Source organism: Nibribacter ruber, from assembly GCF_009913235.1.
Lineage (GTDB): Bacteria > Bacteroidota > Bacteroidia > Cytophagales > Hymenobacteraceae > Nibribacter > Nibribacter ruber.
Genome location: NZ_CP047897.1, coordinates 762,283 through 784,638 on the forward strand (window position 1 = coordinate 762,283; position 22,356 = coordinate 784,638).

A 22,356-nucleotide genomic window follows, 5' to 3' on the forward strand; every position below is an offset into this window, starting at 1 on the left:
GTTACTCCGCGTATAATTCTAACTGAGACATGGCGGTGGCGGGCTCCACAAACTTGGTATAGATCTTTTGGTTTTCCCTAACCAGGCGCAGGCCTTCCAGCAGAATCTTGTCATCCTTGCTTAGTCCCTTTGATACCACGTAAATGTGCGGCAGCTCTGAGGCAACGGTAATCTCTCTGGACTTCACCTCATTGTTTTTGTCCAACACGTAGACATACTTTTTATCCAGCACCTCAAATGTGGCTTTCTGCGGAATAAGCAAGGCATTGCGCATGGGTACTTCCATCAAAACTTTACCGGTCTCGCCATGGCGTAACAAGCCATTAGGGTTAGGAAAAGTGGCTCTGAAGGCAATGTTCCCAGTTTCATTGTTGAAATCTGCCTCAATGGTCTTTACCTCGCCGGGGTATTCAAACACCTGCTGGTTGGCCATCTGCAGCTTCACTTTTTGCATGTTGCTGCTTTTGTTGGTGGTTTTATAGTCCAGGTACTCAGACTCAGGTACGTTAAAGTACACCCACATCTGGCTGTTGTCAGAAAGAGTGGTGAGCAACTCGCCTTCGTCTACTAAGCTTCCCAGCCTTACTTCCAGATGGTCCATGAGGCCGTCAAAAGGAGCTTTGATTTGGGTAAAGCCTAAATGCACTTTCGCTAGTGACACGTCTGCCTGGGCCTTGCTGAGCTTGGCTTTGGCCATAGCCAGTTCATTAGGAGACACAATGTTGCTGGATGCCAGCTTCTTGGTGTTCAGGTATTCAATGTTGGCAAAGCTGGCCTCTGCTTGGGCTTTCTGGAGTTCTGCCTGGTACATGGCCGGCATGATCTGGAACATGAGCTGTCCCTTTCTAACCTTCTGCCCCTCGTCTACAAACATTTTCTGCAGATAGCCTTTTTCCAGCGCCCGCACCTCTATGTGGCTGATGGCGTGGATTTGGCTCACGTACTCCTTGGTGATCAAGGTGTCTTTTACCAGTGGGCTGGTTACCTGAAACTCGGTAGCCTCGTGTTTTTCTTCCTTCTTTGATTCACAACCAGTATGACCCAACAGGGCACAAAAGGCTATGAGCATGAAATTTCGCTTCATGATAGATATGGATTATTAAAAAAAAATGGATGTGATGACAATGGGTGTAGGATGGCTACAATGCGCCCGCCAGCCGCCAGCATGCGGTGGGAAATGGGCAATTAAAAATGGGCATACCTAGTTGGAAAGACTGCTTTCCAGACTTTAACTGTCTGTCCCCTCAACCGGAGGGCCAACCAAGAATAAGCCGAATGAATTAACTAATAGAAAGCATGCCTTTACTTTCCAGTGGGCAGAAACCACCAGAAACCAATGAAAATAGGCAGGCAATTAGGCAATGAAGTTGCCTAGGCGAAATGAAAATCAGATTCGGAGAACCCGGAAGAGGAGATACCTCCGGTGAAAAGAGAAATTAGCGAACTGGCTGGTGAAGCGGCAGCGCTGAATAATAGACCAAAAAATGTGCGCAAAGGTCCCGGCGAATAAAATAGCCGTAAGGAAGTCACTCCCACCTTTGTCATATTTGAAACTTCCGGCTTGGTCTTCTTCTAGCTCGGTTACCGTTTCTGAGGTGGCAATTAGGTCAGCTGCCTGCTCAAAGGTTGGTAAGGAGTAGGAAAGAGTATAAACTGGATCTTGCAGTACCTCCCTGAATTGGGCCAGAGCAGCCAGCTGAGAGGTATGCGAAGGATAAAAGGCCTCTTGTTGCTTTACCTGTGCCAGCAATTGGGTATTGCCGCCCAGCAGGAAAATGCACAGAGATAAGAGTAATGTAGTGAACGCCTTTATCATTCTGCCCCAAAATTAGGTCGGGATGGTGAGATAGGCAAGACATCCTCGTTAAATAATAATTTCCTGACCTATTGAGTCTTCCAAAAGTCAAATCTACAAAGGCCGCTAGTATCTCCCTTCCACAACCGTTTCTGGATTAAAACCTTACCTTATCGTTGCAAGAGGTGATTTTTGGGTCAAGTGATTCTGCGTAGAATTGGGAATAGAATTACGGGCACGCAAGTTAATTCAAATTAGGAAAGGACCATTTCAGCTTCACGGCCAACACTCGTATAGTGATGATGATGCTCACGGCCACCAGGATGGGCAGGTCGCCGGACATGGGAGCTAGGCGCATAATGAGAAAAACCAGTCCGCCGGCCAGGCATGCAGTGGCGTAAATTTCTCTTCTGAAGATCAAGGGAATATCATTGCAGAGAATATCGCGCACCACCCCGCCAAACACCGCCGACACCACCCCCATGACCAGGGCTATGGTGGGCGGTACTCCCATTCTAAGGGCTTTTTCAATTCCCAACACGGTAAACATGGCAATGCCCACGCTGTCAAAGAGAAACATGGTCTTGCGGTACTTCTCCACCTTGCTCCTGAACAACAGCGTCACCACCACAGATACAAACACTGTAATCAGCAACTTCTCATCCTGCACCCACACTGGCTTCACGTCCAGCAGCACATCGCGCAGGGTTCCTCCGCCTAAGGCTGTCACAAAGGCAATCACTGAAGCCCCAAACGGGTCCAGTTTTTTTGAAGCCGCCGTGAGCGTGCCACTGATGGCAAACACAAACGTCCCCAGAATGTCAATGGCCGGAATCAGCGCTGATACGGGAATTTCTGTGATGGGAATATCTGTGAGAGGAAGCTGAGGCATGGGTTTGATAATTTGACGGTAAGCTACGCAAAACGGTGTAAAAGGAAAGAAGCACCCCTGAACGAATGCCGTTTTTGGCCTGTTTTCCAGAAAAGAAGCCAAAAACGACTATAGAGAGTTAGGGCCCTTCCCTGCAATCTATTTGAAAATTCGTACTTTCGCGATAACGTACACTAGCAACCTAACAAATGTCAGTTTCTGCTGTTCAGCCGTATAAACCGGTCAACCATATTAGAATTGTCACCGCTGCGGCACTTTTTGACGGCCATGACGCCGCCATCAACATCATGCGCCGCATTATTCAGTCCTCGGGCGCCGAGGTGATTCACCTGGGTCACAACCGCTCCGTGCAGGAGATTGTGGACTGCGCCATTCAGGAAGACGCCCAAGCCATTGCCATCACCAGTTACCAAGGTGGTCACCTGGAGTACTTCAAATACATGTATGACCTGCTCAACGAGCGCGGAAGCGGCCATGTGCGCATCTTTGGCGGCGGTGGCGGGGTGATTCTGCCCACTGAGATTGAAGAACTGCACGGCTACGGCATTGCCCGCATTTACTCACCAGACGATGGACGCGCGATGGGCTTGCAGGGCATGATTAATGACATGCTTGAGAAATGCGACTTCCCGACGGGTCAAAATCTAAACGGCGAAGTAAAGCACCTAAAAGACAAAGACGCTAAATCCATTGCCCGTTTAATTTCTGCCGCCGAGAACTTCCCTGAGGAGTTTGCCAAGGTAAAAGAGCAGTTGTTGGCGGGTGTTGAACAACAGAAAGCCAATAAAGAACTAGCTACGCCTGTGCTGGGTATTACTGGAACTGGTGGAGCTGGTAAGTCCTCATTGGTTGATGAGTTGGTGCGCCGTTTCCTAGCCGACTTCCCAGATAAAAACATTGCCATCATCTCAGTAGACCCATCTAAGCGCAAAACTGGTGGTGCTTTATTAGGTGATAGAATACGCATGAACGCCATCAGCAACAGCCGCGTCTACATGCGTTCTTTGGCTACGCGCCAAAGCAATTTGGCTTTAAGTAAGTACGTGCAGGATGCCGTAGACGTGGTAAAAGCCGCTCAGTTTGATTTGATTATCTTGGAAACCTCGGGCATTGGCCAGTCAGATACCGAGATTATTGAGCATTCCAACGCCAGCTTGTACGTGATGACCCCAGAATACGGAGCCGCCACGCAGCTGGAGAAGATTGACATGCTGGACTTCGCAGACATCATTGCGCTTAACAAGTTTGACAAGCGAGGGGCTTTGGACGCCATCCGGGACGTGAAGAAACAATACAAGCGCAACCACCAGCTTTGGGATGTGAACGATGACGACATTCCGGTGTTCGGGACCATCGCTTCGCAATTCAACGACCCAGGCATGAACCGTCTGTACAAAGCGGTGATTGCTAAAATTACGGAGAAAACCGGGGTGGCCTTTGCCTCTAATCTGCAAGCCACTGGGGAGATGTCAGAGAAAGTCTACATCATCCCTCCTGCCCGCACGCGCTACCTTTCTGAGATTTCTGAGAACAACCGCGCCTATGACAAGTGGGTGCAGGAACAAGCCAGCGTAGCGCAGAAACTTTACGGCATTCGTCAGTCCATTGAGGCTATTCAAGCTATTGAGGTAGAAGATAAAGACCGCCTGATTAAGGGCTTAGAGTATGCCTTTGAAGAAACTGCTTTAAGACTGGACGGCCAGAATAAGAAGCTGTTAGAGCAGTGGCCAGAGAAACGCCAGAGCTATAAAAACGAGTTCTACGAGTTCAAGGTGCGCGACAAAGTCCTGAAGGTAAAGACGCACACGACCAGCCTTTCCCAATTAGAGATTCCTAAAGTGGCCACGCCGCGCTATGAGGCTTGGGGCGATTTGCTGAAATGGAATCTGCAGGAGAACGTACCGGGTGAATTCCCTTACACCGCGGGCGTGTTCCCTTTCAAGCGTGAAGGCGAAGACCCAACCCGAATGTTTGCCGGCGAAGGTGGACCTGAACGCACCAACCGTCGTTTCCACTACGTGAGTAAAGGTTTGCCAGCCAAGCGTTTATCTACCGCCTTTGACTCCGTTACTTTATATGGCGAGGACCCAGATCTGCGCCCGGATATTTACGGTAAGATTGGTAACTCAGGGGTAAGTATTGCCTGTCTGGATGATGCCAAGAAACTGTATTCGGGCTTCAACCTGGCTGACCCGATGACCTCGGTGTCCATGACCATCAATGGTCCGGCCGCTATGCTGACGGGCTTCTTCATGAACGCCGCCATTGATCAGCAGTGCGAACTCTACATTAAAGAGAACGGATTGGAATCTGAGGTGAATAGCCGAATTGAGGCTATTTTCCAGAAAACAGGCCAAAAACGCCCTACCTACCAAGGCGGGTTACCAGACGGCAACGATGGCTTAGGCTTAATGCTCTTAGGGGTAACCGGTGACCAGGTATTGCCAGCCGAAGTATATAATCAAATCAAGGAGCGCACCTTGACTTCAGTACGAGGAACGGTGCAGGCTGATATCTTGAAAGAAGACCAGGCGCAGAACACCTGTATCTTCTCCACTGAGTTCGCCTTGCGTTTGATGGGCGACGTTCAGCAGTACTTCATTGACCACAACGTTCGCAACTTCTACTCGGTGTCTATCTCTGGCTACCACATCGCTGAGGCGGGCGCCAACCCTATCTCGCAGCTAGCCTTCACGCTGGCCAACGGCTTTACGTTTGTGGAGTACTACGTGAGCCGTGGCATGGACATCAACGCCTTTGCACCTAACCTGAGCTTCTTCTTCTCCAACGGCATTGACCCAGAGTATGCGGTGATTGGTCGCGTGGCCAGAAGAATATGGGCGAAGGCTATGAAACTAAAGTACGGCGCCAACGCCCGTTCGCAGATGTTGAAGTACCATATCCAGACTTCGGGACGTTCTTTGCATGCACAGGAGATTGACTTCAATGACATCAGGACCACCTTGCAGGCGCTGTACGCGATTTACGACAACTGTAACTCGTTGCACACAAACGCTTATGATGAGGCCATCACTACCCCAACTGAAGCATCAGTGCGTAGAGCCATGGCCATTCAGTTGATCATTAACCGTGAGTTGGGTCTGGCTAAAAACGAGAACCCATTGCAAGGCTCCTTCATCATTGAAGAACTAACGGATCTGGTAGAAGAGGCAGTATTGCTGGAGTTTGACCGCATCACCGAGCGCGGTGGCGTGTTGGGTGCTATGGAAACTATGTACCAGCGCGGCAAGATTCAGGAAGAAAGCTTGTACTATGAGACGCTCAAGCACACCGGTGAGTACCCAATCATTGGCGTGAACACCTTCCTGAGCAGCACTGGTTCTCCTACGGTTATTCCTTCTGAAGTCATCAGAGCCACCGAGGAAGAAAAGCAGTACCAGATTTCTATGCTGCAGGAGTTGCACGCCCGCCACGCCGACAAAGCCCCGGCCTTGTTGAAAGCTTTGCAGGAAGTAGCAGTACAGAATGGCAACATCTTTGAAGCCTTGATGGAAGTGTCCAAACACTGTTCACTGGGCCAAATCACCAATGCGTTGTTTGAGGTGGGTGGTCAGTACAGACGCAATATGTAACGTTTAATCGCGAGTCCTGGGTCTGGGAGTCGCGAGTCAAGTATTAGTTATAAAGGGAGCCGGTTTACGCTGGCTCCTTTTTTTTGTGGTAGACTCATCAGGAGGCTTCCCAGAAAAGGTCATCGTTTTTAGCTTGTTTTCTGGAAAATAAGCTAAAAACGAACTTTATCTCTCTGTTGGATTAATTGCTATTGTCTAGGGGTAACCTTATGGGTAACAGCTTCACAGAAAGGTAACTTGGCCGTAATACTGTAGTGAACTTGGTAGTATAATTTTACGTTAAACATATAACCATAAAATGATTCGGCCATGAAAAGCATCTCTACCATTTCTTCCATTTTAATACTTGGCGTATTAGGAGTATTGGCAACCTCGTGGCTGTCTACAGAAGACAATATCATTATTGACTTATCTGACGAGGACTATCACCTGTATTTATAATCCAGACCAGCCAAACAGAAAGCCCCGCCTATGCGGGGTTTTCTGTTTGGCACCACCATATTTTACCAGAAACCGTACCTTTACCCGTACAAAAGAATAACTATGGAATTAAAAGACCTAAACCAGAAAATCAGTTACATCATTGGTCGTGACATGGCCGCCAACTTCACTAAGCAAGGCATTAGCATTGAGGCAGATGCCTTGCTAATGGGCCTCAAAGAGGCTTTGAGCGGAAAGCCGTCCCAGTTGTCTCAAGAAGAAATCCAGTCCAGTATGATGCAGTTGCAAATGCAGATGCAAGAGAAGCAGCAGGCCTCTGCGGGCGCGTCTGGTGAGCAGAACAAGAAAGAGGGCGAAGCTTTCTTACAAGAAAACAAAGGCAAATCTGGCGTGACTTCCTTGCCAAGCGGCCTGCAGTATGAGGTGTTGGAAAGTGGTTCTGGCAAGACGCCGTCTAAGAGCTCCAACGTCACTACCCACTATCATGGCACCTTGATTGACGGCACCGTGTTTGACTCTTCGTATGAGCGCGGTGAGCCTGCTACGATCCCGGTGAACGGCGTGATTGCCGGCTGGACCGAAGCTCTGCAACTCATGAAAGAAGGAGATAAGTGGAGACTTTACATCCCCGGCGACTTAGCGTACGGCACAAGAGGCGCAGGCGGAGACATAGGACCCAATGCCACGCTTATTTTTGATGTGGAATTGTTAAAAGTGCACTAATCCGAAGCATACTTTTAAACAAAGAAAGGCCACCGCTTACCCGGTGGCCTTTCTTGTTTCTATGGAATTTCGATTTCCCTCACCTAAGCATGGTGTGCTCATGCACCAGCCAGTGCAGGGCCTCTGGCAGACTGGTGAAATAATTGATCTCTATGGGAAGGTTCTGGTGGCTGGCCCGCAGCAAAGAATAGTCTAGCACCAGGCCCAGGTAATTCTCCTCAGTCATGACAAACGCTACCTGGTGTTGTTTTAGCCTTTCTAGGGCGCCGGCAAATACGTGGGCATTCAACCATTCTTCTGCATCTGGAGCTAAAAAGCCTCGGTGCGTGGAGTTGATGAGCCACCGGGTCAATTGGTGATGTCGGATCACCTCCTGCAAGGCCAGGCACCCTTCCTGGAACTCGGGCAGGGTGACGTCTCGCTTCCAATGAAGAATGGCCACCAGATGAGAGGCATCCAGTGAGACCTGGTAAAAATCAGTCTCGAACTTCAACATTCGGGTATATACTATGATCTATAGAATGCGCTTACTTTTATACTATTTCCTTTAGTCAACCCACTGTTCCATCCTATTCTAAGATACTGATTTATATATCTGTTCTACAAAATATTTTCACTAAAAAAATACTGGGTATTAAAATATCCCAATTAAGTAAAAGTTTAAAATACTAAATTCATATAACAGAGAATTCATAGGTCCTTTAGGGAGAAACCGTGCTAAAAATAAATGCACCAATCTGGTTAATATTGAAGTGGGTCTGCTAATTTTGGCGCCTCATTCAGAATACCCGGTTTTGAGGTACCACTGCCAGAAGATAGAGTCTCTTTGGTTGATAGGTCAAGGTAGAAGGGATTGGATGAGCGATTCATTTGATAGAACATTATGAGTAGTACCAGTCATTCTGCCACGCGCATTACCGGCGGCAGTTTACTTATTGCATTGGGCATCATTTACGGTGACATCGGCACGTCCCCGTTGTATGTGATGAAAGCCATCATGGGGGAACGCGCCATCAGTGAAACCCTAGTCTACGGCGGTATTTCCTGCGTGGTCTGGACCCTGACCATACAGACCACCTTAAAATACGTAGTGCTCATTTTGCGGGCAGACAACAACGGTGAAGGTGGCATCTTCTCTCTATATGCTCTAGTGAGGCGGCATGCCAAATGGCTGACCGTGCCGGCCATTATTGGCGGCAGCGCCCTGTTGGCCGATGGGATCATCACCCCACCCATCTCCGTTTCCTCGGCGGTGGAGGGTTTGGAGCTCATTTACCCGCACATTCCCACAATGCCCATCGTGATTGTGATCCTCACGTTGCTGTTTTTGTTGCAGAGCTTCGGGACGCAGATTGTGGGCAAGGCTTTTGGCCCGATCATGTTCATCTGGTTTACCATGCTGGGCGCTTTGGGAGTGGCTTCGGTGATGGAGCATCCAGAAATTCTGTCGGCTATTAACCCGTATTATGCCTACCAGTTGCTATTTACCACCCCGGGTGGCTTCTGGATTCTTGGAGCGGTTTTTTTGTGTACCACCGGGGCGGAGGCCCTGTATTCAGACTTAGGCCACTGCGGCAAGGAGAACATCAGGATTAGCTGGACCTTTGTAAAGACCTGTCTGCTTCTCAATTATTTTGGGCAGGGCGCCTGGCTGATGCAACACACCGGAGAACTTCTTCCCTCCCTTCCCATTGCCAACCCTTTCTATGCCGTCATGCCGGAGTGGTTCCTTATCATAGGTATTGGGATTGCCACCATTGCCGCGGTGATTGCCAGTCAGGCCCTGATCACGGGTTCTTTCACCTTGATCAGTGAGGCCATCCGGTTGAATTTCTGGCCGAAGGTGCGGCTCATCTACCCTACTAATGTGAAGGGTCAGATTTACGTGCCCAGCATTAACCTGCTGCTCTGGATTGGTTGCGTGGTAGTGGTTTTAATCTTCAAGGAGTCCGCGAATATGGAGGCGGCGTATGGTATGGCCATCACCATCACCATGCTCATGACCACCACCCTGCTCAGCTATTACTTGTTCACCAAACGGGTGGCTAAGATTTGGGTGCTGGCGTTCCTGGTTCTGTATCTGGCCATTGAAGGTTCGTTCTTTGTGGCTAACCTGGTAAAGTTTAAAGATGGCGGCTGGTTCTCACTCACCATCGCCATTCTGGTCATCACGCTCATGTACATCTGGCGAAAAGCCTTTTACATTAAAAAGCGCCTTACAGAGTACGTGCCCATTAAAGACTATCTGGAGCAGCTCAGGAACCTACGGGACGATACCTCTATTCCTAAATACACTACGCACCTGGTGTTCATGTCCAGCGCCGACCGCACCTCTGAGATTGAGTCCAAAATCATCTATTCCATCTTCCAGAAGCGGCCCAAGCGCGCAGACATCTACTGGTTCATTCACGTGAAGACCATGGACGAGCCTTATACCATGGAATACAAGGCTACCATGCTGGACGGAAAAGACGTGATCAGGATTGACTTCAGGCTAGGGTTTAGGGTGGAGCAACGCATTAACCTGTTTTTCCGGAAAGTGGTGGAAGACCTGGTAAAGAACGGCGAGGTAGACATCACCAGCCGCTATAGCTCTCTCAACAAGCAGAACATGATCGGGGACTTTAGGTTTGTGGTGCTGGAGAAATTCCTGAGCTATGAGAACGACCTACCCTTCTGGGAAAACACCGTCATGCAGTCGTATTTCAACGTGAAGCAGTTCACCACCTCTGAGGGCAAATGGTTTGGCCTGGACACCAGCTCTGTGAAAGTGGAGAAGGTGCCGCTCATCATCAACCCTGCCCGCGAGGTAGATTTGCATCGCGTGAGTTAATACGTCGTTTTTGGCTTGTTTTCCAGAAAACAGGCCAAAAACGACAAAAGAGAAAGGCCCCGGAAGAATTTCTTCCGGGGCCTTTCTCTTTTTATAAGCTAGCCTAAACTAGCTACTTGCTGGTTGACAGCTTATTTCTTGGAATCTAGCCAGGCTTGTAACTGCTTTTTCTGGGCCTCAGTGGCGTTGGGCAACATTTGAGCCTGGTACTTCACCGTCTGGTTTTTAAGAAGCTTGATAGGCAGGATCATCAACTGGCCGCCGCGGCTTACTACCAACTCCACTACATCTCCTACGGCATAGCTAGGAATGATTTTGTTGATGTCTTCGGTGACGCGGTAACCATTCATGCCAATGATTTCGTCTTGCACGTTCAAGCCACCTTGCCAGGCGCTGCCGTTGCGCGTAACCGAAGTTACTACGGGTTTGCCGCTGGTCATGGAAATGCCAGCGCCTAATAAAGGATCATTGCTGTCTTTGTTCACGTCTACCAATTGCACTCCCACGGTGGCAAAATAGGCATTGTAATCTGGGGTCTCTACGCCATACGCGTATTTCTGGAAGAAACTATTCAAAGAATGGCCGGCTGCTTTTTCCATGCCTTCCTGGAATTCATTGTCGGTGTAGCCTCTTCCTTTTTTCTTATAGTATTCGTCATACAGACCATCCATGGCATCATCTAAGCCTTTGGCTCCATTGGTAGACTTTCTGATTTCCAGGTCCAGGAGCATGCCTAAAATGGCGCCTTTGCTGTAATAAGACAAGAAGGTGTTGTAAGAGTTCTCATCTGGGCGGTATTGTTTGATCCAGGCGTTGAAGCTGGACTCAGCGGCAGACATGGCCTTGTTGCCCGGCGAGTTCTCAGCGCTGGTAATGCCCGCGGCCATATCATCCAAAAACTCCTTCACGGTGGTATAGCCGCTGCGTTTTACTATCAGGTCTGCGTAGTAGCTGGTAAAGCCCTCTGATACCCATAGCATGTTGGTGTAATTCTCCTGGTCATAATTGAACGGCCCCAAGGCGATGGGGCGCAGGCGCTTCACGTTCCAGAGGTGGAAGTACTCATGGGCCACCAGGTTCAGGAAGCCTTCATAGCCGCGCTCTGTCCCATAGGTGGAACGGGTGGCCTGCAAGGTGGTGGAGTTCAAATGCTCTAGTCCGCCGCCGCCGTTCTGCAGGTTCTGCACTATAAAAACGTAGCGCTTCACGGGCAACTCCCCGAAGACCTTCACTGCCTCCTCGGTTACCTTCTGCATGTCAGCCATCAGGCGTTTGGCGTCATAGTTGGCATCTCCGTACATGGCCACTTCATGGGGCACGCCGTTGGTGGTAAAGGTGAAGATTTCATGGTTGCCAATCTCAAACGGAGAATCCGCGAGAATATCATAGTCAGCCGCCTGGTAAGTGAATTCTTTTCCGGCCACAGATGGCAAGCCTGTAGACACCTTGGTCCAGCCGTTGAAGGGCACAATGGTCACCGTAGAAGGCAGGTTCACCTGGCCGTCTGGGTACAGAAAAACGCTGGTGCCGTTGATATAGCCATGGCTGGCATCCAGGAAACTGGTGCGCACGCTCACTTCATAGGCATACACCTTGTAGCGAACCGTCAAGTCCTTGCCTTTGGTTGATACGCGCCAGGTGTTTTTGTTGATTTTAGTGGCGGGCACTTTGGTTCCACCGTTCAGGGCCTCAAAGCCCTCTACGTTTTTAGCGAACTCCCTAATTAGGTAAGAACCAGGCGCCCAGGTAGGCATCTTCAGGTCCACGGTTTTTTTGTTGAAACCAGAAAGGCGCATTTCTACTTCAAAGTAGTGCGTATGCGGCTCTGGCATAGATACCTGGTAATGGATGGTAGGTGCGGCAAACGCCGAGGAGGTGAACACCAAGGCCAGTAGAACCAGCAGGCAGGCACTCCTTCTAAAGGATATTTTCATCATAGATACAGGACGTATAGTTTTGGTTGAGGCCTAATAATACGGCTAAATGCCATTTTTTCCAAGGCAACCCGGTCCTGGAGCCAACCACGCGGTACCTTCTCAACGTATGCACGCCAAAGACATTACCATGAAAAAGATATGGATTGGGTTTGGAATAGCCCTCTTAGTGATACTGTTAGTGAAAGTATTTACCGGCGAATCTGGTGACAAAACCGCCCTCATCACCCGTACCAGCAAAGACGGCCGCGACAAGGTGTTCCACAAAGATTCTGCCGCGCAGGAACCGGAGAGCCGCGCCTCTCTAAATGTATTGGAAGGAAATTACGCCTCCAAGGCCGACAGCATTGTAGCCTTTGCCTTGCAGCGCTACGGCGTAGAATACAATTACGGCGGTGCCACTGATGAAGGCTTTGACTGCTCTGGCTTTACAACCTATGTATACAAGAAATTTGGGGTAGACATTCCGCACGGGTCCAGCCTGCAAGCCAAAGAGGGCGTTTCTGTTCCTCTAGACCAAGCCAGAAAAGGAGATCTGCTCATTTTCACTGGCACCAACGTTAAAGACCGCACTCCTGGTCATGTAGGAATCGTGATGACCGGCCCCGAAAAGAAAATCCAGTTCGTCCATTCCTCATCCAACGGCGGCGTCAAAGTGAGTGAGGTGATGGGCACCCTGTATGAAAAACGCTTCCTGGACGTGCGCCGCATTCTGCCCTAACTGAGACGAGTTGGATTAATAGCGTAGCCCTGACTTCTGACCTATGTGACTGTGTTTGATTTCAGGTGCGCGTGTCGTTTTTGCGGTATTTTCGCTAAAACAGCCAAAAAACGGCCTATGGAAAGGACCATCTTATGGATGAAAGCCATTACGGCTGAGTGTTCCATAAAAAGGCAAAGTAAGGTTTAGTAAAGGTCATCCTCAAGGCGAAGAAGCGCCCCGATCGATCTGCCCCACCCCAAAGTTTCTTACCGCATATGCTTAAGACACCTTTATCTTGTAGCCTTTACGCGATGAGAAGCAATAATTATACGCACCTTTGTGCTGGTTCACAATTACAGGTATTTGTACCGCTAAGACCTTGTACTAATTTCTTTTAATTTAATTCACCCCTGTTGAGTAAATCCCAATTGGTCACCTCCTGCAAAAACAGCTACCAAGATATAAGCCATGTCAAGGGGGCAAACAGACGTTTTAACTTAGTCTTATATCGTTGTTGTCATGGTAGGCTGGTTTTTACCGTAAATTGGATTGTTAAACCCGGCGAAAAGAAACCAACCATATCAAAAGTACTGTTTAAAATTTTTAAGCATGGAAGACAAAAGCACAATCCGGATTTTTGTGGATGCAGTCCCTAGACCACTGGCTCCTTCAAATCTCTGATCAACCTTGAACTGGACTCCTGCCAACTGGGAGACTGGGATTTTTTTTCGCATCGTCAGCCAGAACCCTCCAGTAAGAAAGGCTTCCTTAGGATCTCATTTACAGTGCGCAATGGACTGGCCATTCCAGTAGAGAGCCTTCAGGAGAACGAAGCTATGTATGGTGATGCCCTACATGGTGAGCGTTTAAGCAAAGGGAGGCCAGAAAACTTCCTGATTGAAGGCAGAGTAATACCTTGCAGCATCCCAGGTAGGTCCGGTTTCTTCAAATGGCCTTTAGTGGATGGGCTCTATAGCACATCATCACCTAATTTATGATAAACGCATGACACAGAAAGAAGACATAACCAATATTGAGGACATAAAAGTACTGGTAGACGAGTTTTACACGCTGGTGCGGCAGGACGAATTGCTGGCCCCTATTTTCCTTTTCAGGCTGAACACCTACTGGCAGGCCCACCTTGAGAAAATGTACACTTTCTGGAACGCCGCCCTGTTCGGGGTGAAGGGCTATGTGGGTAATCCGTTTGCCAAGCACGCCACCATGCCCGTGGAGGGCGAGCATTTTAACCGTTGGATGGCGCTTTTCACGGCCACAGTTGATCGCTACTTTGAAGGCCCTGTGGCCGAAGAAGCCAAAAACCGTGCGTACATCATGGCCACTAACTTTGAAAGACGCATAGAAGGCATGAAAGGTACCGATAAGATTACCTTGGTGTAGGAAATGCAAAGCTTGACCTTTGGCAGAAAAGAGTCATTGAATAACACCGCCTTTTGCTTTCTGAAGCTGTAAATCCGAAATACTAGCAACATTTTCTTCAGACTTTCAAAACTGATAGCAGCCTGTAGTAAACTACCTAGGCTGCCGTTTTTGGCTTATTTCCCCGAAAACAAGCTAAAAACGATAGGGTACATATAAAGTAAGATAAAGGCTGAAGTCTCTTATCCTGTGTCTTCTGAAATTTTGGGCAAAAAAATACCCGGCCACTGCAGTAGCCGGGTACGGAATCCTTTGAAATGGTATCAAGCAACATAGGAAGGAACTGCCTCCCTCAAATGCCTGGCTACCTCATGCCGGATTCGCCAGTGAGACCAGAGTCTTAGCAAGCTTCAACTCGATTAACGGTTGACACATGAGCTAGGCTTGATACATTCTTACTGGGATTAGACACTTTTACCTCCTTTCTTTAAGTACAACATAAACTCAACTGTACTGCCAAATACCTTATGGCTTCCAGGAAGAGCCCGGAGCACTCGCTTCCGTTTTATAAAGTTAAAAGACGCCCGGATAGTTCAAAAGGTTTATTGAAAAAAATCGTCCTGCGCTAACCTTCTCTGCGTGAGGGAAATTAATTATTTGCCATGCCTTTCCTTAGTAGAATCCCTACATCGGCAACCAGTAAATTCTAGTCATAAATCTCCTTTGTGGGCAGGCATTCAATTATTAATTCACCAGTTCAATTATTGATAAAAGCCCAAGCCGCTACCTATCTCAAGACTCTTCTTTTCCTACAGCGGGCTATTTAAAGCTGGTTACGACAATGACTAGCTGGACTACCATGATAGTAGCCAAGTCATTCGCATTATAGTCTATTTCTACAGAAAACCACGTAAATGCGCTTATCTCAAGTGCTTGCAAAACCAACGTAGATTACCAACAGTCAAAGTAAATTCCTATGCCAGCCATTCCTTAATAGATAGTGCCGGAAGGTAAATTTTTGATAGTTGGGAAAAGCCGCTATGGAATTGGACCATTTATTGCTATATTCCCATACAAAACAAACAAACTAAACAAACTGTATGAAAAAGTTCTTTTTACTTGCGCTCTTCCTCTGCCTTGCAACTTTGGGTTGGGCTCAGAAAGGCTCTCCTATCGGCACCTGGACCAACGAAGAAAAAGACGCCAGATTTGAGATTTACCAGTGCGGCGACAAACTCTGCGGCAAGATCACATGGCTGAAAGAACCCAACCGTGATGGAAAGCCCAAGGTGGACCAGTTCAACCCAGACCCTAAACTCCAGAAACGCCCCATCATGGGCCTTGTGTTCTTAAAGGGCTTTGAGCCCGATGAGGCCGGTAAATGGGATGATGGCACCATCTACGATCCAAAATCTGGGAAGACTTATTCTTCTTACATGAAGGTGCTAAGCAAAGACAAACTTGAAGTGAAAGGCTACATTGGCATCTCGCTCATTGGGCGTTCACAGACCTGGACCCGCGTTAACTAAGCTAAGGCGTACAAAACCAACAACAGAAAGGGCTCCCCAATTGGGGAGCCCTTTCTGTTGTTCCTAAAACCTATGCGCTTAACAAAGGTCTGTAATTTTAATCTGCTTGTCTCTGAACGTGAACGTGTCTCCCTTCACTTTTCCTGCCATAGCCTGGAATACCGGCGAGGCCGCTGAGATGGCATAGAACTTCTCTCCGTCAATGGAAACCTCTCCCAAACTCACAGAGATAAAATAGTTCTGCGAGTCTGTGCGCACCACAGATCCCAGAGAAATGTCTTCATTTACCTTGTTGCGCACAATGCGCTTTAAGATGCTCATCTTGCCAATGGCCTCATCCAATTGCTTGGCAAACATGTCTCGCTGAATATGACAGGCTTCCCTGAACGACTCAAACTTGTCTTCAATGGCTCCCTGGCTGTCATTGGCACTCTCCTGCGCTTCTTCCATGGCATAGCGCGCATTGTCTACAAAGTCTGTCTGCAACCTGATGCATTCATCTACCAGACGGTGTTTTATCTCTAATTCAAAAGCAGTTTCAGTAGTCATACTTCCAATTTTCTATGAGTTAAGGATACCTCTTGTCCAGCGACCGGAGAGAGATGTTAAAAGCCGATGCAATGCCTAGCCAAGTGCCGTTTTTGGTCTGTTTTCCGGAAAATGGGCCAAAAACGAGCACACCTTTCAAGGTTCATTGCAAAGCTTTAAACTGAATATTCTAAATTTTGTTGAATAATTACTGAAAAAACATAGTATTTATTCTGGCTTACAATTTCAAAAACCTTATAAAGCTGTAAGTTCCTCCCTTTTTCAGGCGTAGTACGTAGGGTCCCGGCCGCACGTCCGGCACGTCTAAAAAGCCATGGGCCAGAGATACTTTCTTGATGGTTCTGCCCAACAAGTCTACCACCACAGCCTCATCCCAGGGGCCTTGGCCGCCTCTTACAAAAAGCCTGCCGGCGGTGGGGTTAGGATACACCACCACGTTGGAATTAAGTTCTTGCAACAAGGTGACATCTTGCTTGTTGGATACCACCGTATTAAGCAGCCATTGCGCAGGATCTACCTCAATGCTCTGCACGGATCCCCTTACTTGAAAGGTATAGATTTCTGAAGCCTGCCTCAGCGGCAAAACTACTAACGTATCTACGGCATCTGTATGGATTAGATATTCCACCTCGGTGACAAAAACTGGGGTGGCGGGGCTTGATCCGGTCTGGGCCGTCTTTAACACCACTTCTTTCCCTTGTTGCGCCCAGGTGAGGTCTACCTGCGGATATCCTTCGCCATACACCCACTGATCAAAGAACGTCTGCAGGTTCAGCCCAGAAACTCGCTCGGCCACCCGCTGAAAATCCCGGGTGTCTGCCACGCTGTACATGAATTCGCGCCGGTACTCCTGCAGAACCTGGAAGAATACGGCATCTTGTTTTACGACTTTCCGAAGCATATGCAGCACAAAGGCCCCTTTGCGGTACGTAAGCGCCGAACTGAAAATGCGGCTCACATTGGTACTGTCCTTCACAAACACAGAACCCAGCGGCTGAGACAGCGCACTTTGATGGGCAGAATTCAACCACCCCCGCGCATCTGCTGGAATCAGGTTTTGCAACGCAATGTATTCTGAATAAGAAGCGAAGCCCTCGTTGAGCCAGATGTGACTCCAATCCTGGCAGGTCACCTCGTCTCCCCACCATTGGTGCGCCAGCTCATGGGCCGTCAAAGTAAAATTGAAACTAGACTGCGTGGTCATGGTCTGGTGCTCCATGCCTCCGCCTATAGGCGCCATGCTGTGCCCGTACTTTTCTTTGTAGAAGGGATAGGTGCCGTAAAGCCCAGAGAACAGTTGTAGCAATGGCCCCGTCTGGTCAATCTGAAACTTGAAGGTGTTTAGCAGATTAGGATGCTGATACACGTAATTCTGCACCAACATAGGCTGTGCCACGCCCGGCAGCGCCACGGTATAAGAATACTCCTGGTACTGCGCCACCGCCACTGAAATAAGGTAATAGGCAATAGGGTAGTTGGACTTCCATTCATAGCGGTGCTTCTGGTTGGGCAGGGGCGTAATCCTTTGCAACAACCCGTTAGAACCTACTTTGTTGGTTTCATCTGTAGTGACCCACACGGTTACAGAGTCTGCCTTGTCTGACAGCAACTGTTTCACTGGAAACCATTCATAAGCGGCAAAGGGCTCGCTCAGAGACCAAGTAACCTGACTGCCCCAAGGCTGCGCCACGCCCGTATTAAACCCATTCCCAATAGCCGCACTAGCCCCAGAAGGTGCAAACCCGGCATAGGTAATTTGAACGGTAAAGTTGCCATTCTTTTGAACTGTAGAAGGCAAGGCCACTACCGCCTCCCCTCCCTGTCTATTCACTGAAGCAGTTACACCATTTACCACCAAACTGGATATGGTAAAATTGCTGTGCAACTCAAACGCGAACTGCGTCATATCCTGCAGGGCAGTTGCCAGGATAGTCACCGTTCCGCCTACTTCCAAAGAATTACGTTCCATGTTTAGGTCCAGCTTGTACCAATGCACGTCATACTGGCGCATGAGGTCACGGTGCGCTAAAGAAGTAATGCCATCCGCTAAGGGTTGTGGAGTGGCCGTCTTTCGGGAAATGGCGCATTCATGCTCAGGGATAGGCAGCGTTTGGGCCTTGGTTGATTGGACGGCACCAGCCAAGCCGAAAAGCAGCAAGAAAAACAACCTGAGTATAGTGGACGAGTTCATAAGGTACCCTAATAAGTATCTGAAAAACTAAGGTACTGAACCTACAGCATATATAAACAAACAAAGCCCGGCAATTGCCGGGCTTTGTCATGTCTTGCTTACAAATTATTGCACTACAATTCTTTCTGAGCGCACGTTCTTTCCAGAGAGAATTTGCAAGATGTACACGCCCTTGCCAAACCTGCTAAGGTCCAGGTCTCTGGTGAAGGTGCCTTTCTGCAGACCTGCGTTCTCTTCCAATACAGTTTTGCCAGTGCTGTCTACCACGCGCAAACGCGTATCAGACTTCTTGTCTATGGTAAACGAAACCGTGAATCGGCCGCTGGTAGGATTAGGATACAGGCGTACTTCCATTTCTTTGCCTGCCTTTGCCTCCTTGCTGCCGGTTGCTTGTATGCCTTTCTTGCCAATGGTAGTGGGAGAAGACCTCAGAACGATAATCTGCCTCGTTTCACCTTTCGCGGGAACCGCCAGCCGAAAATTAGCCACGTCTCCAAGCTTACCATTTTCTCTGATTCTAACCACTTTGATACCACTTGCAGAATCCTTTTCTATAAAAATGGATCTGTTGGCAAACAGGGAATCAATTCTTATCCGGAACATGCTGTCTGGTACGCCTAGTAGTTTACTTGGTGCTAAGGAATCTCCATTAAGTGATTTGCGCAGGTAAAAGGTGTGTCCTAGCAGCGGGTTGTCTTTCTCGTCAAGGCTCGTCACCCACCTTCTTCCCTCCTGGCCAGAAACTGTAATTTTGCCGTTTACAATTTTAAAGGATGAGTCTGAAGAAATGGACTGAATGGTAATGGCTTTTACAGTGTTCTTACCTTCTTTAGAAAAGATACGGGTGGCAGTCAATCCATCTCCAACGGTGAACTCAGACGTCTCCAGAGGTTTGGCTCCCAACGCGGTCATGGAACGCTCATCCAGTTTTAAACCTTTCATCGCCGTCATCTGAGAAACGCCCGCCGGCACCACCAACGTGGTGTCCAAAGCATAAAAGGTGTCATTTTCCTTTTTTATGATTCTTAATTTAACCGTCCGCTCTTTGGTTGAATCCTCAAGGGTTCTTAGCAACTGATGCCTAGCACCCTCCTGCCCTTCCAAGCCCGTGAAGGTTCGGGCAAATCCTCGTATTCGCAGCGTGTCAGAGCCCGCTTTAGAAGGCCTCAGGAATAAGATGTCCTTTCCATTATGCTGCTGTCTTACCATGTACAGTAGTTGCTGGTGTTTGGCCAATTGCGCTTCTGTTAGCTGAACTAGGGTGTCTACTTCCACTAGTTGCCCGTTCTGATCTTTAAACACATGGAATGTGGTCTTTTCCTGGGCCAGCGCCTTTTTCTTCTTCTGGGCCACGGCCTTGGAGCTGGTAAACCCGCCTAGGGCCACCAGGGTTAGAAAGACCGCGGCATAATTTGATTTCAGTTTCATATCTAGGTATATTAGAGGTGGGTATGTAGTTGATGGACACAATATTACCGCGCCGCTGTTAAGAAATGGGTTAAGGCTCTGTTAAAGTCTGTTAAGGAAAAGTTAATGTTGAGAAAAGCCTTGAGATAGCGCCTATCTTTGTAGAGATGAGAAAGAAAACACTGGTCCTGGTCATTGCCCTCATGAGCGTCTCCCTGCTGGGATTGATTGCTTTTCAGGTGTACTGGATTCACCATGCCGTGCAGATGGAGGCTCAGGTGTTTGACCGTAACGTGCAAGACGCCCTGTTGCAAGTGGCCAACAAATTGGAGACCCAGGAGAAGATACAGTTCTTAAAACAGGAAGCTCCCCAACTGCGCCGGGCCGTGCTCGAGCCAAGCCAGACCGAAAAACAGTTAATAGACCAAACAGTGCAAAGAACATCTGTTAAAGCACAGGTTGCCCCGCCAGTGGCGCCTACTCCTTTTTCAAATGTTACCACTACCTATGTCATCACGGAGGAGGAAAGACCAGATCCACCTGTGGTCTTGTTTCCTAAGCACATAACGGTGGCTTCAGGAACCACCGTCTCCTCTAATGAAAGCGTTATGAAAAGAGCCGCCATGGCTCAGCAATTCTCTTCGGGACAAAACTTTGCGCGTGCCCAAGCTGGGAGCATTAGTAATAACATGGTGGTACGGTCAGGGAAGCCAGATAGCAGCCACGTAAACTTCACCCACGTATTTGGCAATACACGGGCAGACTCCATCATTGTCTGGAAGGTCTTGAACGCCCAGGCCAGAAAGGCAGACTCGCTCTTCGGGAGGGTGCATAGCCGGGCAATCAAAAGAAATAGGCCTGACACCTCTTTGGTTGTACGCCTGGCCAATGACTCAGCCTTTCTCAAGAGAAGCAAGGAATTCTACCAGACAATTCCGGTAAAAAGCATTAGTTCGGTGAACGTAAAGGACAAGGTGATCAACATTTACACAGACACCTTGCGCATAGTGCCTTATGGCAAAACATTCACTTATGGCGCACCCAAAGACACTGTCTTACCAAGGAAATATAAGACCGTTGTGTATGAAAGTGCTCCGCCAACTCCCGTCTACAGAAAATCAAATCCGCAGGAAAAGAAACAACACCAACCAGCAAAAACGTCTACCCTGTTAACAGCCAAAAAGCAGCAGGAAGCCAGACAGCAAGTGGCTGCGGCCAAGGCAGAGAAAGGATTAGAGAAAGTTATGCAGCAAATGGCGGTGGAGTATGTCCGGAAAGGAAAGCCTCTGCAGGAACGCTTGCAACAATTAAAAATGGAGGATCTGCTGGCCGCTGAGTTAAAAGCCCGTCAGATTCTAACCCCGTATCACCTGAAGCTGCACCAATCAGAAAACAGTGCTGCCTCTCCCGCCATTCTGCTAACCACTTCCACCATTTCAGGAGACGTTCCTTTGGTAAACATGCAAGGCTATCAGGTTAGGTTGTTCCCCAATGACGTGCTGTCGGCGCCCAGTTTCCTCACTTTAGATTTTCCGCACCGCGAGGCGTTTGTCTGGCAAAGCCTGTTGTTGCCTACCTCTATTTCTGTGCTCTTCACGCTGGTCATTCTCATCACCTTTTCCTTTACCCTCTACACCATTCTGCGTCAGAAGAAGCTCTCAGAAATCAAGAACGACTTCATCAACAACATGACGCATGAGTTCAAAACGCCTATTGCCACCATCTCTCTTGCCTTAGACGCTTTGGTAAACCCCAAAGTGCGCAAAGAAGAAGCCAAGGTTGATTTCTACGCCCGCATTATCAAGGACGAAAACAAGCGTATGCACCAGCAGGTGGAAAAAGTGCTGCAGACCGCCCAAATGGAACGCAATGACCTGCAACTAGCCCTCCAGGAAACCGATGTGCACGCCCTCATCCAGAAAACCATAGAGCCCTTCCAACTGCACATTGCCCAGCGCCAGGGCCAGTTAGACCTGAAATTGGATGCCACGCATCCCGTTATTCAGGCAGACCCAGAGCATCTGGCCAACATGATTGCCAACCTATTAGACAATGCCAACAAGTATTCGCCAGAGGCACCCAGGATTGTGATTCAGACGGCCATGGTGGCGAACGGGGTGCACATAACGGTAGAAGACCAGGGATTGGGTATGTCCCGCGAAGCCCAGAAGCGGGTGTTTGACAAATTCTACCGCGTGCCTACGGGCAACGTGCACAATGTAAAAGGCTTCGGGCTGGGCTTGAGTTATGTTAAAACCATGGCTGAGGCCCACGCAGGTAACATTCACGTGCGCAGTGAACTAGGCAAAGGAAGTCACTTCACTTTATGGTTACCCAAAGTCCCGCAAACCTCCGCAACCAGATTGACCATCTTCTAATCCTTTTT

General features: G+C 48.7%; 16 protein-coding genes. 8 read left to right on the top strand and 8 right to left on the bottom strand.

All coding sequences use genetic code 11. The features are described from left to right. Position 1: 1 nt before the first annotated feature. The 3 genes from GU926_RS03285 to GU926_RS03295 all read right to left on the bottom strand — a co-directional run bounded on the left by GU926_RS03285 (position 2) and on the right by GU926_RS03295 (position 2,687). Positions 2–1,084 (bottom strand): efflux RND transporter periplasmic adaptor subunit, encoded by a 1,083-nt coding sequence (locus GU926_RS03285; RefSeq protein ID WP_160688978.1) that lies wholly within the window; start codon positions 1,082–1,084, stop codon positions 2–4. Positions 1,085–1,387: 303 nt separating this feature from the next. Then, positions 1,388–1,816: a hypothetical protein gene (locus tag GU926_RS03290; RefSeq protein WP_160688980.1), complete on the bottom strand. Its 429-nt coding sequence runs from the start codon at positions 1,814–1,816 to the stop codon at positions 1,388–1,390. 223 nt (positions 1,817–2,039) lie between these two features. Continuing rightward, the gene (locus tag GU926_RS03295) at positions 2,040–2,687 is read right to left on the bottom strand and encodes a trimeric intracellular cation channel family protein (protein WP_160688982.1); all 648 of its coding nucleotides are present in this window, start codon (positions 2,685–2,687) and stop codon (positions 2,040–2,042) included. 188 nt (positions 2,688–2,875) lie between these two features. Here GU926_RS03295 and GU926_RS03300 point away from each other — a divergent pair, with 188 nt between their 5' ends. The 3 genes from GU926_RS03300 to GU926_RS03305 all read left to right on the top strand — a co-directional run bounded on the left by GU926_RS03300 (position 2,876) and on the right by GU926_RS03305 (position 7,444). Then, positions 2,876–6,280: a methylmalonyl-CoA mutase family protein gene (locus GU926_RS03300; protein WP_160688984.1), complete on the top strand. Its 3,405-nt coding sequence runs from the start codon at positions 2,876–2,878 to the stop codon at positions 6,278–6,280. Between the two features lie 309 nt (positions 6,281–6,589). Next, the gene (locus tag GU926_RS18555; protein WP_262886151.1) at positions 6,590–6,721 is read left to right on the top strand and encodes a hypothetical protein; all 132 of its coding nucleotides are present in this window, start codon (positions 6,590–6,592) and stop codon (positions 6,719–6,721) included. A 102-nt stretch (positions 6,722–6,823) separates the two neighbouring features. Continuing rightward, positions 6,824–7,444 carry an FKBP-type peptidyl-prolyl cis-trans isomerase gene (locus tag GU926_RS03305; RefSeq protein ID WP_160688986.1) on the top strand — a complete coding sequence of 207 codons (621 nt, stop codon included), beginning with the start codon at positions 6,824–6,826 and terminating at the stop codon, positions 7,442–7,444. Positions 7,445–7,523: 79 nt separating this feature from the next. Here GU926_RS03305 and GU926_RS03310 read toward each other — a convergent pair whose 3' ends face one another. Continuing rightward, complete coding sequence (locus GU926_RS03310; RefSeq protein ID WP_160688988.1) at positions 7,524–7,940, bottom strand: hypothetical protein; 417 nt, start codon at positions 7,938–7,940, stop codon at positions 7,524–7,526. 387 nt (positions 7,941–8,327) lie between these two features. Here GU926_RS03310 and GU926_RS03315 point away from each other — a divergent pair, with 387 nt between their 5' ends. Continuing rightward, positions 8,328–10,277, top strand: coding sequence for a KUP/HAK/KT family potassium transporter (locus GU926_RS03315; protein WP_160688990.1), 1,950 nt, complete (start codon positions 8,328–8,330; stop codon positions 10,275–10,277). Positions 10,278–10,408: 131 nt separating this feature from the next. Here GU926_RS03315 and GU926_RS03320 read toward each other — a convergent pair whose 3' ends face one another. Next, positions 10,409–12,214, bottom strand: a complete 1,806-nt coding sequence (locus GU926_RS03320; protein WP_232058415.1) for a M61 family metallopeptidase — start codon at positions 12,212–12,214, stop codon at positions 10,409–10,411. A 127-nt stretch (positions 12,215–12,341) separates the two neighbouring features. Here GU926_RS03320 and GU926_RS03325 point away from each other — a divergent pair, with 127 nt between their 5' ends. The 3 genes from GU926_RS03325 (at position 12,342) to GU926_RS03335 (ending at position 15,823) form a co-directional block, all read left to right on the top strand. Beyond that, positions 12,342–12,932 carry a C40 family peptidase gene (locus GU926_RS03325; protein ID WP_160688992.1) on the top strand — a complete coding sequence of 197 codons (591 nt, stop codon included), beginning with the start codon at positions 12,342–12,344 and terminating at the stop codon, positions 12,930–12,932. A 987-nt stretch (positions 12,933–13,919) separates the two neighbouring features. After that, positions 13,920–14,315 carry a group III truncated hemoglobin gene (locus GU926_RS03330; RefSeq protein WP_160688995.1) on the top strand — a complete coding sequence of 132 codons (396 nt, stop codon included), beginning with the start codon at positions 13,920–13,922 and terminating at the stop codon, positions 14,313–14,315. 1,079 nt (positions 14,316–15,394) lie between these two features. Further along, complete coding sequence (locus tag GU926_RS03335) at positions 15,395–15,823, top strand: DUF2147 domain-containing protein (protein WP_160688997.1); 429 nt, start codon at positions 15,395–15,397, stop codon at positions 15,821–15,823. Between the two features lie 78 nt (positions 15,824–15,901). Here GU926_RS03335 and GU926_RS03340 read toward each other — a convergent pair whose 3' ends face one another. The 3 genes from GU926_RS03340 to GU926_RS03350 form a co-directional block, all read right to left on the bottom strand. Beyond that, on the bottom strand, positions 15,902–16,372 hold the full coding sequence (locus GU926_RS03340) for a hypothetical protein (protein WP_160688999.1): 471 nt from the start codon (positions 16,370–16,372) through the stop codon (positions 15,902–15,904). A 217-nt stretch (positions 16,373–16,589) separates the two neighbouring features. Next, positions 16,590–18,563 carry a M1 family aminopeptidase gene (locus GU926_RS03345; RefSeq protein ID WP_160689001.1) on the bottom strand — a complete coding sequence of 658 codons (1,974 nt, stop codon included), beginning with the start codon at positions 18,561–18,563 and terminating at the stop codon, positions 16,590–16,592. Between the two features lie 105 nt (positions 18,564–18,668). Further along, positions 18,669–19,991, bottom strand: a complete 1,323-nt coding sequence (locus GU926_RS03350; RefSeq protein WP_160689004.1) for a T9SS type A sorting domain-containing protein — start codon at positions 19,989–19,991, stop codon at positions 18,669–18,671. A 146-nt stretch (positions 19,992–20,137) separates the two neighbouring features. Between GU926_RS03350 and GU926_RS03355 the strand changes: the two genes are divergently transcribed. Next, entirely contained in the window at positions 20,138–22,348 is a 2,211-nt protein-coding gene (locus tag GU926_RS03355; RefSeq protein ID WP_160689006.1) for a sensor histidine kinase, read from the top strand. Positions 22,349–22,356 lie beyond the last annotated feature (8 nt).